This window comes from Synechococcus sp. W60.1 (assembly GCF_047461575.1).
Taxonomy (GTDB): domain Bacteria; phylum Cyanobacteriota; class Cyanobacteriia; order Thermostichales; family Thermostichaceae; genus Thermostichus.
This window is the reverse complement of the sequence record NZ_JANSHL010000007.1, coordinates 36,440-50,330: the sequence shown is the minus strand read 5'-3', so window position 1 is coordinate 50,330 and position 13,891 is coordinate 36,440. Positions and strand designations below refer to the sequence as shown.

Below are 13,891 nucleotides of genomic sequence, written 5' to 3'. Positions count from 1 at the left end.
AGCAGCTACTGATTGGCTCGGTAAAGCAACCCCAGCCCTACGGCGGCACAGATCAAGTTGGGCAACCAAGCCGCCATTGCTGGCCCCAGCGTCCCAATTTGTCCCAGCGCCTGGGTGATGAACAGCAGCACATAGAAGGCAAAGATAATCAGCACACTGATGCCCAACCCCAAAGAGGAACCGGTGCGCTGCGGGCGCAGCCCCAAAGGCACCCCAATCAGGGTAAACGCCAGACACGCGAAAGGAATGGCATACTTTTGGTTGAGGCTGACCTGCAGACGGCGCACCCGTTGCAGATCTCCAGAACTGGCGATCACCTCGATGTAATGCTTCAGCTCCCGAATGTTCATTTCCTCAGGGCTGCGAATCTCCTGAGCCAGCTCCAGCGGCGCGCGAGGCAGACGCAACTCCTGCCGGCTGAAGGTGGCAATGTTGCTGTAGGTGCCATCCGGAGAAACGATGTAGTTGGTGCCATCCTCAAACACCCAAAGATTCTCTTGGGGATCCCAGCGCCCCCGCTGGGCCAGCAGAATTTGGTTGAGCGCCTCGTTGGAAAAATCCAGGACGATAATGCCGCGCATTTGCTTCCCATCGAAGCTGCGGGCGTAGAACTGACGGGTTAGCCCTTGTCGCCGGGAAAAGGTGCCGTCTGGCTCAGGCATGAGGATCTCGCCAAATTCTTGGTAGAGGATATTCTCCGCCGGAAGTCCGGATCCCGATTTAAAGCTCGGTTCAAAGTCGTGGCTGCCTGGCGATTGCTCACCGGCACCACCAGCTCATTGAACAGAAAGGTTAAAGCCGTCACCAGCAAGCTGAGGATGAGGGCAGGCACCATGAGGCGGTAAAGGCTCACCCCGCAGCCGCGCAGGGCTGTGATTTCGCTATCGGCAGACAAGCGCCCATAAGCCAGCAACGTGGCCAGCAACATGGACATCGGGAACGTCAGGACGATGATCCCCGGCGCCCGCAGCACGAACACCTGCAAGGCTGCTGAAATCGATAACCCTGCCTCCACCACCAGGCGCACCAGCTCAAACAGGGATCCCACCGCCATCACCAAGGTTGTGAAAGCTCCCACCCCAAAGAGAAACGGCAGCAGCATCTCCGAGAGGACATAGCGATCCATCAGGCCCACCGCGCAAACGAGGGAGAGCCTGTGGTCAGGCCGCTCGCGGGAACGGGCAGGAGGGAGAGAATGAAGTTTCACGCAACCCAAGGAAGTAGTAGGCAGGACAGCCGAAGGCTGTTAACGACTCTAGACCGGAACACTGGGCAATGAAAGGCTATCGCCTTCCTTTCTCAACCTAACCCGCCTATGATCGGCCCCAAGTAAGCTCAGGCATAGAATTGGGCCGGGTTTGTCTTGGGAAGACTTTCGACATGGTTTCCTCCTCTTCCCCCTCCTGCAATCTTAGGAGTTTGCTGGAGCGGCTCCTGGAGCTGCGGCAGCAGGTTGTAGAGGGATCCCAGAAATACTTGGCCGCTTGGGGCTGCCTTACGAGCCCTCCTGCGGCCATCCACAACCTGGCGCGCTACCTGGCGCTGCGCCAACAGGATCTGCGCAGCTTGCAACTGGAGCTGGCGGCTGCGGGGCTGTCCTCGCTGGGGCGCTGTGAGTCGCGGGTTCTGGAGAGCCTGGATGCGGTGATTGCTATTTTGGCAGCCACCCAGGGTTTGACCCATACGGCACCCAGCTATGAAGAGTTTTACGCCGGGGATACGGCACTAGAGCAGCACGCCGAGGCGCTGTTTGGCCCCCCTTCTCCCCATCGCCGCGCGCGCATCATGGTGACCCTGCCCAGCGAAGCCGCCGAGCAGCCGGAGCTGTTGCTGCAGTTGTTGGAGCGGGGCATGAACGTGGCCCGCATCAACTGCGCCCACGACGAGCCCTCGGTGTGGGAGAAAATGGTGGCCCACTTGCGCCAGGCCGAAGCCCAGACCCAACGGCGTTGCAAGATTTTGCTGGACCTGGCTGGCCCCAAGATCCGCACCGGCCCAGTGGCCATGCCCCCCGGCAAAACCAAGGTGTACCGCGGGGATCGCATCCTGCTCACCGCGAAGGTTCCTGAGGCCAGCGCCGATATCTCCTGCCAGGTGACCTGCAGCCTGCCGGAGGTTTTGGCGCACCTGCAAGTGGGGGCAACCGTTTGGATCGACGACGGCAAAATCGGCGCCCGCGTGGTAAGGATCGAGCCGGCAGGCGTGGTGCTGGAGGTGGACAAAGTTGCCCCTCAGGGCAAGAAGTTGCGAGCAGAAAAAGGCCTCAATTTTCCTGACAGTCAGCTCCAGATCCGTTCCCTTACCGACAAAGACTGCCAAGACCTGGACTTTGTGGTGCGGCATGCCGACTTGGTGGGCTATTCCTTCGTCCAGCAGCCCGCGGACTTGCAGTTGCTGGTTTCTGAGCTGGAGCGGCGGCAGGCTCGCCCCGATCTGGGCTTGATCCTCAAGATGGAAACGCAGCGGGCGGTGAAAAACCTGCCGGCCTTGATCGCGACCGTTGCCGGCTGCCGGCCCCTGGGGGTGATGATTGCCCGTGGCGACCTCGCCGTGGAGATCGGTTGGCTGCGCTTGGGCGAGATCCAGGAGGAACTGCTGTGGATCTGCGAGGCAGCCCAGGTGCCGGTGGTCTGGGCTACCCAGGTGCTGGATCAGCTCACCAAGGAGGGCTTGCCCTCGCGGCCTGAGCTTTCCGATGCGGTGATGTCTGCCCGCGCCGAATGTGTGATGCTCAACAAGGGCCCCTACCTGCTGGAGGCGGTTGCCCTCCTGGACGAGCTGCTGGCTCGGATGCAGACCCACCAGCACAAGAAAAGCCAACGCCTGCGAGCTCTGTACTCCTGGAGGTGACCTGGAGCTGCCCTAGAGACGGAACTTCTCCCCCAGGTAATACTTGCGCACCAAGGGATCCGCCGCCAGCTCCGCCGCCGTGCCCTTGGCCAAAATGGCCCCGTCGTTGAGGATATAGGCCCGGTCGGTGATCTCCAGCGTCTCCCGCACGTTGTGGTCAGTAATCAAAACACCGATGCCCCGTTGCTTGAGCTTGGCCACCACCTCCTGAATATCCGCCACCGCGATGGGATCCACCCCCGCAAAGGGCTCATCCAGCAGCAGAAATTTCGGCCCGTGGATCCCAGCGGCCAAGGCACGGGCGATCTCCGCTCGGCGACGCTCCCCCCCTGATACCTGTAGGCCCAAGCTGTGGGCGACATGGGCGATGCGAAACTCCTCCAGCAGTTGGTTGAGCCGCTGCTGCCAAAGGCGACGGGGCACCCCTGTTTGCTCCATGATCAGCAGCAGGTTGTCTTGAATGCTGAGGCGACGAAAAATACTCGGCTCCTGGGCCAGGTAGCCGATCCCCAATTGGGCACGACGATGCATGGGCAGGTGGGTAATATCTTGGTCATCCAACCAGACATGGCCTCGGTTCGGCTGGATCAGGCCGGTCATAATGTAGAACGTGGTGGTTTTCCCCGCCCCATTGGGGCCCAGGAGCCCCACGATTTCCCCCTGCTGAATGTTCAGGCTAACGTCGCTCACCACCTCACGGCGGCCATAGCGCTTACAGATGTTTTCTAAGTAGATCTGCATAGGGCCGGCACAGGGCTGCTGATCAATGCTTACTGATTCTGTAGGGCTGATTCTCTCCAACCGACAGGGATCCCGGCTGCCGCAGCGCACAGGCTACTTCCTCAAAGATGCCCCAAACCCCGCCCACAATCCAGGGGAGTGTAGGCAAAGTGGATCCCTCTCAAGCCAACTGGAGGGATCCTTAATGGGGTTCTCATAGCTCACGGCAACTGCTCGCCCCCCTCAAAATGGGATCATTTCACTAGGGGATCCCTGGCCTTCCCATGCTTCGCTGCCCAGCTTGCTACTGGCTCAACTCCAACTCCGATTATCGCTGTCGTCGCTGTGGGCACTTTTTGCGCCATCGCCCGCTTCCTGTTGCCGAGAAACTCAACCCAAGAAGGCCAACAACCAGCCCTGCCGGCTGGCGGGAAATCCGCTGGGATCGCGTCCTGACTTCCTCGGCAATACTCGGGGTTTTGGTGGGGTTGGGGCAACTGTCTTGGCATTGGGTGCAGCCGCTGCTCAAAGATCCACCCCTTCCCAGTGTTGGCAACGGCCCGGCAGCTTCGGGACGATAGGACTCCAAACGTCATCCCGCCCTGAGAGAGCCTGCTATCAGGTGGGCCAGACAGACCTGCGGAGTGGCCGAAGCCAGAAGATGCCACTATCATGTGACCAGCGCAGAACCATCCCCCTCTGCTGTGTCCCTTCACGTAAACCTTCAAAATTGTGAGGCTTGGTAACCATGAACCTCAATCTCAAAGTTCCCGCCATTTGGGCACTACTGGCCACGGCAGCCTTGGCTTCCTCTGCCGCAGCCACAACCTACAACTCTTGTTTTATGCGCTACCTCATGGCTTCCCGCACCTGTCCCAACTGCCGCCTGGGATCCATTGAGCTGAGCAATCTGGATTTGGCGGAGGCCAATTTCAGCGGTTCCGATCTCATTGAGGCCAATCTGGAGCGCACCATCTTGACGGGCGCCGATCTCAGCCAGTCTTACCTGGTGGGGGCCAATTTGCGGCGGGCTCAATTGGGGGGAGCCAACCTGAGTGGCGCTTACCTGGAGGGGGCAGACTTGCGGGGGGCCAACCTGCGGGGGGCCGATCTCTCTTCTGCATCCCTGTACGGCGCCGACTTGCGGGGGGCCGATCTACGCGACGCCAACCTGGTTGGGGCTGACCTGCGCTTTGCTCGCACCTGGGGCGCACGCCTGCAGGGTGCCGTTCGGGAATAGTGCCAAAGGCCGAAGCCAGCTTCCCCTCTCCCTCTCTGGGAGAGGGACTAATGAATAACGCGTACTAATTGCGTAATGCGGATGGCGAGACTCGAACTCGCAAGGCAAAGCCACACGCCCCTCAAACGTGCGCGTATACCAATTCCGCCACATCCGCTTCCGAGCCTAACCATCATAGCGACAGAGGGGTGGAGTTGTTAAGGGCATTGGCCATTTTGCAGCTATGGCTTGTCCTGCCTCGGCAAAGTTAAGGCAACTCCACCGACGTGGGCTTGGAAGCGTGGGGCAGTCCCCACCCCAACTTCTCTCGCATAACCCGGAAAAATTCCGGTCGGCGCAGGCGCATCAAATCTGTCCAATAGGGGGCACGTACCACCCGAATCTGGTCTTCCGGCATGATGTAGCAGCCGGCATTTCCATCTACCACCAAAACCAGTGGCTGAGGGGTAACGGGGCTAATCCATACTTCCTCCGAATCGGGGAAGACCAAGGCCCGCGACGCCATGGAATGGGGGCAGATGGGAATCAGCTGCAAAACCGGCACCCCCGGTGTGATCACCGGCCCACCCGCCGAGAGGGCATAGGCCGTCGAGCCGGTGGGAGTAGCCAAGATGACTCCGTCGGCAGCCACATCCAGAGGTGAGTGATCCCCGATGGTGATCTCGAAGTGGCACATGCTGGTCAAAGGCTCGCGGTGCAACACCATCTCGTTTAAGCTCAAGACCTCCCAGCGCAATTCTTGCCCTCGGTAGGCTTGCACCAGCAACATGCTGCGGCGATCCAGGGTGTATTCCCCGGCAATGGCGGCACTGGCTGCCTCTTCTAGGTGAGGAAGGTAGGTCTCCGTCAGAAAGCCCAGATGGCCCGTATTCACCGCCAACAAGGGGATCCCTTTGGGGGCCAGTTGCCGTGCTGCTGCCAAGACGGTGCCATCTCCCCCCAACACCACCGCAAACTTCATGGTTTGATCAAATCCAGCCGGGGCCAGGCTATCTACTTTGGTCAGGCAGATGGGGCTGTCGGGCTTGGCATAACCGAGGATACCGCCCCAGTTGGGGGCCACACAGACTTCCCAGCCCTGCTCCTGAAACCAGCAGGCTAGGGTTTCGCTGCTGCGTTTGGCGGCGGGTTTGGCGTCGTTGTAGAGGATCCCGGCTTTGGGCTTGGTCATGGGCAATGGGAAGGCAGAGGTGCCAAAACTCTATCAGTTCTGCAGGCCCCTCTGCTGGCCAGGTGATCCATTCCACAATTTCTGCCAGCAGACTTCGCTGATACATTGACGCTGAACAAGACGGGTAGCTTGCATGGCGAAGCCATACACTGCTGCCCGGGGCTGCAGCGATTGCATCCTGCTCGTTGCCAATCGGCAGCTCAACCCTAGCAGGGCAAGAAGCTACGAGAAGCTACGAGGAAAAACGAGTGACGGCAGGTTGGAACGAGTACCTCAATCGACAGGGCGACCCCGGTACATCAGTCGGTACTTCACCTGCGGGGTCAAGTCTTTTTGCCCTGGATCCCCTTCCGCGGTGATGGGTTGTGGAGGGGCGGTGGGAGAGTGGGCGCTCGGCTGTGGGGGAGGGGTGGAAGAAGATGTACGGCTGACCTCCGCCGGCCATAAGCCCGCTTGCTTCAGAGCCCTGTGGAGCGCCTCCGTGTCAATAGGTAAAAACCACCTGGCAGCCTCGTAAATTCGTTCGAGGGAGTGGAGAAGGTCGCCGGCCTCCGCCAAGCCAGGGATCACATCTGCTGCCCCCTGATAAATTGCCCAGCGCCGCTCTGCGGGCTCGATGTGGCGACGGGGGTGATGAGTCAGGATCACAGGGATGTTGGGCAGCTTACTTTGGCACTCTCGACAAAAGGCATAGGGGTTAAACAGCCCCGTCGTCATGTCCACCACCATCAGATCCAAATCCAGAGGCTGACTTGCTGCCACCTCCAGCAGATCTTCACGCGGGGAAACCAGCACCACAGAGTGCCCCTGAGACTCCAGCGCCAACTTCCAGAGATGAGATTGCAAGGGCTGGCCCTGAGCTAGCAGTATGGTTTTTCTCACAGTGGATGGAGATATGCGAGTAGAAGGAAAGGCAAAGGCTTGCACCACTTAATAATCCGTCGTACGCCAGAATCTTGTGCGGGGCGTAATGTAGCATTCTTAGGGGAAGCAAATGGTAACCGGATATACAGATATACAAGTATTGCGGTTTAAGCCCGACGCTCCATACCCTTAAACCTGGATCCCCAGCAGCCGACAGCCAATTTCTGGGTGCGGCCTGTCCGACGGCCTCAACGTTTGTCTTGCTCAATTCAATCTGGGATCCCTTCTTTCTCACTTTCCAATTCAGCTTGCAGGGCCTGCAACTCTTCTGGGGAGAGGGAGCGGAGCCTCTCTTGAATCTGCTGGGTCTCGAAGCTGGCCCATTGAGCCTTCAGGGTCATTTCCCCACGCAGCACCCGCTTCAGGTAGCCAAAAGTCCACCCCAAGCAGGCCAATAGAAGCACCACGCTCGATATCTGCTGCGCGGCCCCCGTATCCAAGCCCGCCCAAAGCAGCAGGCCGTAGAGGATCCCTCCCCCCAGCAGCAGGGCCAAGCCTATGCCAAGAACGTCCAATCTGCGCATGGCTCAGTGGATCGACAAACGGCTGACCTTACAGCGACCGAGGCTTGGGCCGAAACGTCATGAAGGGAGCCAAGAGCACCATGCCGGGAAAGAAAAACAAGACCAAGAAAAACATCAGCACCTTTTCCCAAGCACTGCCTGAAGTCCAGCGTTTGTCCACGTACAGCAGAGACAACAGAGGCAGCACCAGCAAATAGAGAACAGCCAAACCGGCATAAGTTAACCCAATCAACGATGTAGTAGAAGCCATGTCGAGTGCGCTCCGCAGCTAGACCTATGTCCAACAAATCTAACAGGATTGTAAAGGGATTTGTCAGCTTGGGGGAGTTCGTAACTCAGCCAACTGACCACAAACTGACTACAAGCTGGTGCTGATCGCCCCAACGGGGCAGGTGGCAACACACTGTTCGCACATGACACAGCGGTTGCGAGAGAACTCCAGCTTCCAGCTGGGAGCAGAAATCTTCAGGGCCTCGGTTGGGCAAACTCCCGTACACAATCCACAGTCCACGCACAAGTCTGGGTCGATTTGAATTTCCTTGGCCCGTTCAGTCACCTCAATGCCCAAAGACTGTACCCATTCCAATCCTGCTTCCACCTGGTCGATATCCCCCGACAGCTCCACCACCAAAGTACCCACTTCGTTGGGGGCTACCCTGGCGCGCACGATATTGGCAGCCACATCGAAGTCTTTGGCCAACCGATAGGTGAGAGGCACATTCACCAAATGGCGGGGGAAAATGAGGGTGACTCGTTTGCGCACGGATCTTGAGTGTTTTGAGTGCAGCAACTTCCTTCAGTATGGCAGGCTTGTGAGGTTCAGTTTGGCCGTGAATGCAGCTCACTTCCACCCTCCACAGGACACCCAAGGCGAACCCCACAGCGGTAGGGCGGGGCTTTGAACCCAGTTTTTCGGTGAGCTCAGCTTCTTGGGAAGATCACCAGAGGCAGCGCGTGAGACAACGGCGCCATTATCAGCGTGCCCCTCTCACCAAAAGCTATCTGTGGAAGCCGACCCAGAGCCTGCCACAATAGGATGGAGAGCGTCCCCGATCCCTATGAACCCATCTTTTGCTCAGCCCCGTCTCAACTCAGAGCAGTACCGCCAGATGCTGGTGCGGGATGGCGAACGTCGCTTCCGCGAGTGGCACACTGCCTTCCTCAAGTATCAACAGCAGTTTTTGCAAGAGATGAAGCAACTGCGTCTCCAGGGTTCCTTGCATCACTGAATGGTTAATGCCCACCGTCCCCACCTTGCACCCGCTGCCAGTCTTCTCCAAGCCCGATCCCTCCCCAAGGCCTACGGCCTGCCAAGGCGAACGGCAAGAAACCTTGGAATTGCTGGAGTGGCCCCGCCTTTGTCAGCACTTGGCCACCTTTGCGGCCACACCCTTGGGCCGTCGTGCCTGCCTAGAGCTGGATCCCTGGCAGAGCCGCGCCGACAGCGAAGCCTACCTTGAGCAGACGGAAGAGGCGATCCGCCTCGATCGCACACAGGCCGGGGGACTTTCTATGGCAGGGATCCACAACCTGCTGCCGGCTTTGGAACGGGCCGAACGGGGGGGGATCCTGAGCGGGGAAGAGCTGGTGCAGATCGCTACAACTCTGGGGGCAGCCCGCCGCATCCGCCGCCTGATCGATGATCATGACCATCTGCCCCACCTGCAGGCCTGGGTGAGCAACCTGCGCACCTACCCGGAGCTGGAGCAGGAGATCTTCCGCTGCCTGGAGGAACATGGCGAGGTGCGGGACAGCGCCAGCCCTGCCCTTGCCAATCTGCGCCAGCAGCAACGGCAACAGCGCAGCCAGATCCAGGAGCGCCTGCAACAATTGATGAGCCAGTATCCCCAGGCGCTGCAGGATACCCTGATTGGCCAGCGGCAGGGGCGGTTTGTCCTGATGGTGAAGGCCACCCATCGGGATCTCATCCGCGGCCTTGTGCACGACAGCTCTGCCAGTGGGGCCACCCTCTATGTGGAGCCCTACGCTGTGGTGGAACTGGGCAACCGCTGGCGAGAAACCCAAGCTCAGATTCAGGCGGAGGAAGAGCGGATCTTGGCCGCGCTCTCGGCTCAGGTGGCAGCCGTGGCCACCGATCTGGAGCATCTGCAGGGGGTGATGGTGGGGTTGGATGTGGCTCTGGCTCGGGGTCGCTACAGCCTCTGGCTGGAGGGCAATCGTCCCCAGTTTGTCTCGGCAGGATTGCGCCTGCGTCAGGCCAAGCACCCTCTGCTGCTCTGGCAGTCCCGCGCCGCCGCCCCTTCGGAGGGTCAAGGTTCTGCCGTTGTCCCCATCGACTTCACCCTCGCGGACTCGATTCGGGTCGTAGTCATCACCGGCCCCAACACCGGCGGCAAAACCGTTGCCCTGAAAACCCTGGGGCTGTTGGTGCTCATGGCCAAGGCGGGGATCTTCCTGCCGGCTCAGGATCCGCCCCAGCTGCCTTGGTTCGACGGGGTTTACGCCGACATTGGGGACGAGCAGTCGCTGCAACAAAATCTCTCCACCTTTTCGGGGCACATCCGCCGCATCAGCCGCATCGTGCAGGCCCTGCAGTCTGCTCCGGAGCCGGCCCTTGTCCTGTTGGATGAGGTGGGGGCGGGCACGGATCCCACCGAAGGCGCTGCCCTGGCGGCTGGGCTGTTGGAGTATCTCTCGGAAAAGGCGCTGCTCGCCCTGGCCACCACCCACTACGGCGAGTTGAAGGCCCTGAAATACCAACATCCCTGCTTTGAAAATGCCTCGGTGGAGTTTGATGAGGTCACCCTGGCCCCCACCTATCGCCTTTTGTGGGGGATCCCAGGCCGCTCCAACGCCTTGGCCATTGCCCAACGGCTGCAGTTGGATCCAGAGATTCTGCGGCGGGCCCAGCGGCACCTGCAAGGGGAAAGCCAGGTGGATAGGGTCATTGCCGGCCTGGAAGCGCAGCGGGCTCAATTGGAAGAGCGGGCGGCCCAGGTGGGATCCCTGCATCGAGAGCTGGAGAGCCTACATCAACAAATGCAGCAGCGCAGCCGCCAAATTGCCGAGCGAGAAGCCCGGCTGGAGCAGAAGCAAAACCAAGAACTGCAAGCCCTGTTGGCTGCTGCCCGTCAGGAAGTGGCTGCCGCCATCCGCAGATTGCAGCAGGGAGAGGATCCCCAACGCATTACTGCCGAGCTGGCGCAAATCCAGCAGCGCTACTCTCCCCCACCGCCGCCTGTGGATATGGAGTTTGTGCCAGAGGTGGGAGATCGGGTGCGGCTGAGAGGCTTGGGTCAGACGGGGGAAGTGATCGCCATCGAAGGAGATGTATATGTAGTGCGCAGCGGCATCCTCAAATTCACAGTGCCACGGGGGCAGTTGGATCCCATTGACGAACACCAGGCCAAGCAGCGCCAACGCCCCAAAGCCCCACCTCCCTCCCCTGCAGCCACCGCTCCCCTGAACCTGCGCACCAGCCAGAACACCCTCGATCTGAGGGGGAAAACCGTTGCTGATGCTGAGGCCATTCTGGAACAGCACTTTGCCCAAGCTCCTCCCGGCCCGGTTTGGATCATCCACGGCCACGGCACAGGGCGCCTGAAAGCCGGCGTCCAGGCTTATCTCCAAAATCACCCGCGCGTTCAGCGTTTTTCAGCCGCTGATCCCCAAGACGGCGGTACTGGAGTGACCGTGGCTCATTTACAGTGAGGCTTGTACAGTGAGGCTTGCCAGTGCCAGAAGGGAGTAGGGGTGGTCGCGTTGGCATTCTCGAGTCGGAGACCGGACAAGTGCCGGGCAATGTCTCAAGCTTGACTGTGGAGCACTGCCGCTGCTGAGCTGACGGGCTGGGATCCCTTCTGTTGCCGCTGGCTTTGCCAGAGCCAGTAGCCCCGCACCAGTTGGCTATCCCCAATGAGCTTCAACATCACCGCCACCGTTGCACCTGTCCAACTGAGAGGCCCAAAGGCGGCGCCTGCTGCTGCCAACAGCGCCAACCCAGAAAGATTTAGCCCCAAGCCTTGCACCCACATCCACAAGACAGTCTCGCGCTCTGACATCTGTCAGCTCCTAGAGGAGAAATAGGATAGCCCTACTGTCCTGAATCTGAGCAGAGACGGGGATGGGGTTGAGCCTTGACACCGCTGCCCAAAGCTGCACACTTGAGGGGGGCATATTCCCCCTACGGATGGGCTGCTTTACCCAGCCACTCCTGCAATCGGGCCAGAGCCAGCCGCTTCTGGGCAGCGGAGCGTATCGTGCCCTCCGTGAGCCGATTGAAGCCATGCACCAACCCCTTGCCCCCCAAAGCCACCAGCGTTACCCGATGGGTTTGCCCTGGCTCAAAACGCACTGCGTTGCCGGAAGGGATGTTGAGGCGCATGCCAAAGCTGGCGGCGCGATCGAAAACCAGGGCTCGGTTCACCTCAAAAAAGTGAAAATGGGATCCCACCTGAATGGGCCGATCCCCTCGGTTGGTAACCTCCAGGGTCACGGTGGCCCGTCCGACGTTGGCTTGGATGGGATCCTCTGCCAGCAACAGTTCCCCTGGGATTAGGGCTGGCTCCGCGTTGGCGCCAGGCGTGGTTTTGGATTTGCGGCCAGAGGGCATGGGGACAACCTCCTGAAGTTTTTCGGTCTTTGGAGCATCTGGGGGATCCCTAGCGAATGGGGTGGTGTAGGGTAACCAGCTTGGTTCCGTCGGGAAAGGTGGCTTCCACTTGGATTTCGGGGATCATCTCTGGGATCCCGGGCATTACGTCCTCGCGGGTCAGCCACGTCAGCCCCTCGCTCATCAATTGGGCGACTGTTTTCCCCTCCCGCGCCCCTTCCAAGACTGCTGCGCTCAAGTAGGCCACTGCCTCAGGGTAATTGAGTTTGAGGCCCCGCTGCCGCCGATCCCGAGCCAACTGGGCAGCCAGGTAGATCAACAACTTGTCTTTCTCCTGGGGGGATAAGTACATGGGGCAACCTCAAAGATACAAAAGGATACAGGGGGGACAGCAGCAGGCCCAGTTGGCCTAGAGTTGACTCAACTTTATATCACCTCTGGGCAAAAAAAGGGGTCTAGGCTAGAGGGGATTTCCCTTTCTCCTGCACAACCCACAGCCTCAACCTCTTTCGGAATTGGGTGTTGTGACTCCCTTCCTGGGCAACCCGTCATGAAAGAGTAACAATAGATGCATACAGATGTATTTAGACGCGAAAGTTTGTCTAGATTCGTATCTCAACCCTGAGTTGGTCTATCCTGGAGCAATTTACCGGCTCTGTTTAGCACTTCCCTTTAGATAGATAGGTGTTGACTGGGTTCTTTTGATCGGCTATGAAACTCGAACTGACTCCCCGCCAGCGGAAGATTCTCTGGGCGACGGTGCGCAGCTACATTGCGACGGCTGAACCTGTCGGTTCCAAAACCTTGGCCCAGTCCTATAACTTTGGGGTGAGCACGGCCACCATTCGCAACGACTTGGCCACCCTTGAGCAGGTGGGGTTACTGTTTCAGCCCCACACCTCTGCGGGTCGGGTTCCCTCCGACTTTGGCTATCGGGTTTATGTCAACGATTTGTTGACCTCCGCCAACAGCGGTGGGATCCCTCACGATGCTCCTCAGCCGGATCCCCATCCTGCCCTGCAACAGTTGATGGATCAGCTTGGCCGTGAGCTGGGAGATGACTTGGACAGTCTCCTACAAAGGGTGGCCCAGCTTTTGGCCCATCTGAGCGGTTGCATTGCTCTTATCACCCCTCCTCAGGGGCCGGTGGTAGCCATTCATCATGTGCAGTTGGTGTCGGTAGCGCCAGGGCGGGTGATGGTGTTGGTGGTGACCGACTCTTATCAAACCCATTCGGCTCTGGTCAGCCCCCCCGACTGGCCCAGCGACTCCCGCGAGGATTTGGAAGATGAACTGCAATTGCTCAGCAACTTTCTCACCCTGAAGCTGCGGGGCAAAACCTTTGCCGAGCTGCAAGATCTGAGCTGGCTAAAACTGGATGAAGAATTTCGTACCTACAGCCATTGGCTGCAGCAACTGCTGCGCTCGGTGGTGCAACGGTATCTGCAGCCCTCGCTGGGACAGGTGTTCAGTGCCGGCATGGCCGAGTTGATGCGTCAGCCGGAGTTTTCCCAGGCCCGGCAGGTGCAGGCAGTGATGCAGTTGATCGAGGAGGGAGCCAAGCAACTTCAGGGGATGATCGGGCTCCATTTTGCCGATGGGGGTTTGCCCTCTCTGCCGAGCTCAACGGAGATGGATCAGGAGTCGGGACAGTCTGCCCGCAAGACCCCGATGATCATCTACATTGGCAGCGAGAATCCACTGGAGTCTCTGCACCACTGTACGGTTATCACCTCCACTTACCACCGTCGCTCAGCTCCTCTGGGTACGGTCACCTTGCTGGGGCCGACCCGAATGGCCTACGAGCGCAGCATTGCTGCTGTGCAGGCGGTGGCCTCTCATCTGACCCGAGCTCTTGCCTAAGGGATCCCATAGCGGCAGGTAGGGTC

The 13,891-nt window shown here is 59.5% G+C and carries 17 protein-coding genes and 1 tRNA gene; 6 read left to right on the top strand and 12 right to left on the bottom strand.

The window, feature by feature from the left end; genetic code table 11:
* Positions 1 to 5: 5 nt before the first annotated feature.
* Together NW805_RS08065 and NW805_RS08060 are read right to left on the bottom strand one after the other, a co-directional pair.
* Positions 6 to 662: an LptF/LptG family permease gene (locus NW805_RS08065; protein WP_414422185.1), complete on the bottom strand. Its 657-nt coding sequence runs from the start codon at positions 660 to 662 to the stop codon at positions 6 to 8.
* Positions 620 to 1,207: an LptF/LptG family permease gene (locus NW805_RS08060; RefSeq protein WP_414422184.1), complete on the bottom strand. Its 588-nt coding sequence runs from the start codon at positions 1,205 to 1,207 to the stop codon at positions 620 to 622. Before NW805_RS08060 ends, NW805_RS08065 begins: the two co-directional genes overlap by 43 nt.
* Positions 1,208 to 1,419: 212 nt before the next feature.
* Here NW805_RS08060 and NW805_RS08055 point away from each other — a divergent pair, with 212 nt between their 5' ends.
* Positions 1,420 to 2,850: a pyruvate kinase gene (locus tag NW805_RS08055; RefSeq protein WP_011433950.1), complete on the top strand. Its 1,431-nt coding sequence runs from the start codon at positions 1,420 to 1,422 to the stop codon at positions 2,848 to 2,850.
* A 12-nt stretch (positions 2,851 to 2,862) separates the two neighbouring features.
* On the opposite strand, the gene lptB is transcribed toward NW805_RS08055, so the two are convergent.
* Entirely contained in the window at positions 2,863 to 3,591 is a 729-nt protein-coding gene (gene lptB, locus NW805_RS08050; protein ID WP_011433949.1) for an LPS export ABC transporter ATP-binding protein, read from the bottom strand.
* A gap of 263 nt (positions 3,592 to 3,854) precedes the next feature.
* Here lptB and NW805_RS08045 point away from each other — a divergent pair, with 263 nt between their 5' ends.
* Both NW805_RS08045 and NW805_RS08040 read left to right on the top strand, forming a co-directional pair.
* Positions 3,855 to 4,151, top strand: a complete 297-nt coding sequence (locus NW805_RS08045; protein WP_011433947.1) for a hypothetical protein — start codon at positions 3,855 to 3,857, stop codon at positions 4,149 to 4,151.
* 167 nt (positions 4,152 to 4,318) lie between these two features.
* Positions 4,319 to 4,810 (top strand): pentapeptide repeat-containing protein, encoded by a 492-nt coding sequence (locus tag NW805_RS08040; protein WP_041436730.1) that lies wholly within the window; start codon positions 4,319 to 4,321, stop codon positions 4,808 to 4,810.
* Between the two features lie 76 nt (positions 4,811 to 4,886).
* On the opposite strand, the gene NW805_RS08035 is transcribed toward NW805_RS08040, so the two are convergent.
* The 6 genes from NW805_RS08035 to NW805_RS08010 all read right to left on the bottom strand — a co-directional run bounded on the left by NW805_RS08035 (position 4,887) and on the right by NW805_RS08010 (position 8,192).
* A tRNA-Leu gene (locus tag NW805_RS08035) sits at positions 4,887 to 4,967 on the bottom strand.
* A gap of 90 nt (positions 4,968 to 5,057) precedes the next feature.
* Positions 5,058 to 5,981 carry an NAD(+) kinase gene (locus tag NW805_RS08030; protein ID WP_414422183.1) on the bottom strand — a complete coding sequence of 308 codons (924 nt, stop codon included), beginning with the start codon at positions 5,979 to 5,981 and terminating at the stop codon, positions 5,058 to 5,060.
* A gap of 273 nt (positions 5,982 to 6,254) precedes the next feature.
* Entirely contained in the window at positions 6,255 to 6,827 is a 573-nt protein-coding gene (locus tag NW805_RS08025; RefSeq protein WP_414384216.1) for a response regulator, read from the bottom strand.
* A 287-nt stretch (positions 6,828 to 7,114) separates the two neighbouring features.
* On the bottom strand, positions 7,115 to 7,429 hold the full coding sequence (locus tag NW805_RS08020; protein WP_414331908.1) for a DUF3007 family protein: 315 nt from the start codon (positions 7,427 to 7,429) through the stop codon (positions 7,115 to 7,117).
* Between the two features lie 28 nt (positions 7,430 to 7,457).
* The gene (gene ndhL / locus NW805_RS08015) at positions 7,458 to 7,679 is read right to left on the bottom strand and encodes an NAD(P)H-quinone oxidoreductase subunit L (RefSeq protein WP_414331907.1); all 222 of its coding nucleotides are present in this window, start codon (positions 7,677 to 7,679) and stop codon (positions 7,458 to 7,460) included.
* 108 nt (positions 7,680 to 7,787) lie between these two features.
* Complete coding sequence (locus NW805_RS08010) at positions 7,788 to 8,192, bottom strand: NIL domain-containing protein (RefSeq protein ID WP_414344412.1); 405 nt, start codon at positions 8,190 to 8,192, stop codon at positions 7,788 to 7,790.
* A 295-nt stretch (positions 8,193 to 8,487) separates the two neighbouring features.
* On the opposite strand from NW805_RS08010, the gene NW805_RS08005 reads away from it, so the two are divergent.
* Together NW805_RS08005 and NW805_RS08000 are read left to right on the top strand one after the other, a co-directional pair.
* On the top strand, positions 8,488 to 8,658 hold the full coding sequence (locus NW805_RS08005) for a hypothetical protein (RefSeq protein WP_414344414.1): 171 nt from the start codon (positions 8,488 to 8,490) through the stop codon (positions 8,656 to 8,658).
* A gap of 7 nt (positions 8,659 to 8,665) precedes the next feature.
* Positions 8,666 to 11,101 (top strand): endonuclease MutS2, encoded by a 2,436-nt coding sequence (locus NW805_RS08000; RefSeq protein WP_414422182.1) that lies wholly within the window; start codon positions 8,666 to 8,668, stop codon positions 11,099 to 11,101.
* Positions 11,102 to 11,196: 95 nt separating this feature from the next.
* Here NW805_RS08000 and NW805_RS07995 read toward each other — a convergent pair whose 3' ends face one another.
* The 3 genes from NW805_RS07995 to NW805_RS07985 form a co-directional block, all read right to left on the bottom strand.
* Complete coding sequence (locus tag NW805_RS07995) at positions 11,197 to 11,451, bottom strand: hypothetical protein (RefSeq protein ID WP_011433939.1); 255 nt, start codon at positions 11,449 to 11,451, stop codon at positions 11,197 to 11,199.
* Positions 11,452 to 11,573: 122 nt separating this feature from the next.
* Entirely contained in the window at positions 11,574 to 12,002 is a 429-nt protein-coding gene (locus NW805_RS07990) for an urease subunit beta (protein ID WP_414422181.1), read from the bottom strand.
* A gap of 49 nt (positions 12,003 to 12,051) precedes the next feature.
* Complete coding sequence (locus tag NW805_RS07985; RefSeq protein WP_011433938.1) at positions 12,052 to 12,354, bottom strand: urease subunit gamma; 303 nt, start codon at positions 12,352 to 12,354, stop codon at positions 12,052 to 12,054.
* A gap of 359 nt (positions 12,355 to 12,713) precedes the next feature.
* Here NW805_RS07985 and hrcA point away from each other — a divergent pair, with 359 nt between their 5' ends.
* Positions 12,714 to 13,865, top strand: a complete 1,152-nt coding sequence (gene hrcA / locus NW805_RS07980) for a heat-inducible transcriptional repressor HrcA (protein ID WP_414422180.1) — start codon at positions 12,714 to 12,716, stop codon at positions 13,863 to 13,865.
* Positions 13,866 to 13,891 lie beyond the last annotated feature (26 nt).

Coding starts and splice junctions, on each gene's coding strand:
- NW805_RS08020 (WP_414331908.1), bottom strand. CDS start 7,429: ATGCGCAGATTGGACGTTCTTGGCATAGGCTTGGCCCTGCTGCTGGGG.
- hrcA (WP_414422180.1), top strand. CDS start 12,714: ATGAAACTCGAACTGACTCCCCGCCAGCGGAAGATTCTCTGGGCGACG.
- NW805_RS08000 (WP_414422182.1), top strand. CDS start 8,666: ATGCCCACCGTCCCCACCTTGCACCCGCTGCCAGTCTTCTCCAAGCCC.
- NW805_RS07995 (WP_011433939.1), bottom strand. CDS start 11,451: ATGTCAGAGCGCGAGACTGTCTTGTGGATGTGGGTGCAAGGCTTGGGG.
- NW805_RS07990 (WP_414422181.1), bottom strand. CDS start 12,002: ATGCCCTCTGGCCGCAAATCCAAAACCACGCCTGGCGCCAACGCGGAG.
- NW805_RS08005 (WP_414344414.1), top strand. CDS start 8,488: ATGAACCCATCTTTTGCTCAGCCCCGTCTCAACTCAGAGCAGTACCGC.
- NW805_RS08045 (WP_011433947.1), top strand. CDS start 3,855: ATGCTTCGCTGCCCAGCTTGCTACTGGCTCAACTCCAACTCCGATTAT.
- NW805_RS07985 (WP_011433938.1), bottom strand. CDS start 12,354: ATGTACTTATCCCCCCAGGAGAAAGACAAGTTGTTGATCTACCTGGCT.
- NW805_RS08030 (WP_414422183.1), bottom strand. CDS start 5,981: ATGACCAAGCCCAAAGCCGGGATCCTCTACAACGACGCCAAACCCGCC.
- lptB (WP_011433949.1), bottom strand. CDS start 3,591: ATGCAGATCTACTTAGAAAACATCTGTAAGCGCTATGGCCGCCGTGAG.
- NW805_RS08065 (WP_414422185.1), bottom strand. CDS start 662: ATGCCTGAGCCAGACGGCACCTTTTCCCGGCGACAAGGGCTAACCCGT.
- ndhL (WP_414331907.1), bottom strand. CDS start 7,679: ATGGCTTCTACTACATCGTTGATTGGGTTAACTTATGCCGGTTTGGCT.
- NW805_RS08040 (WP_041436730.1), top strand. CDS start 4,319: ATGAACCTCAATCTCAAAGTTCCCGCCATTTGGGCACTACTGGCCACG.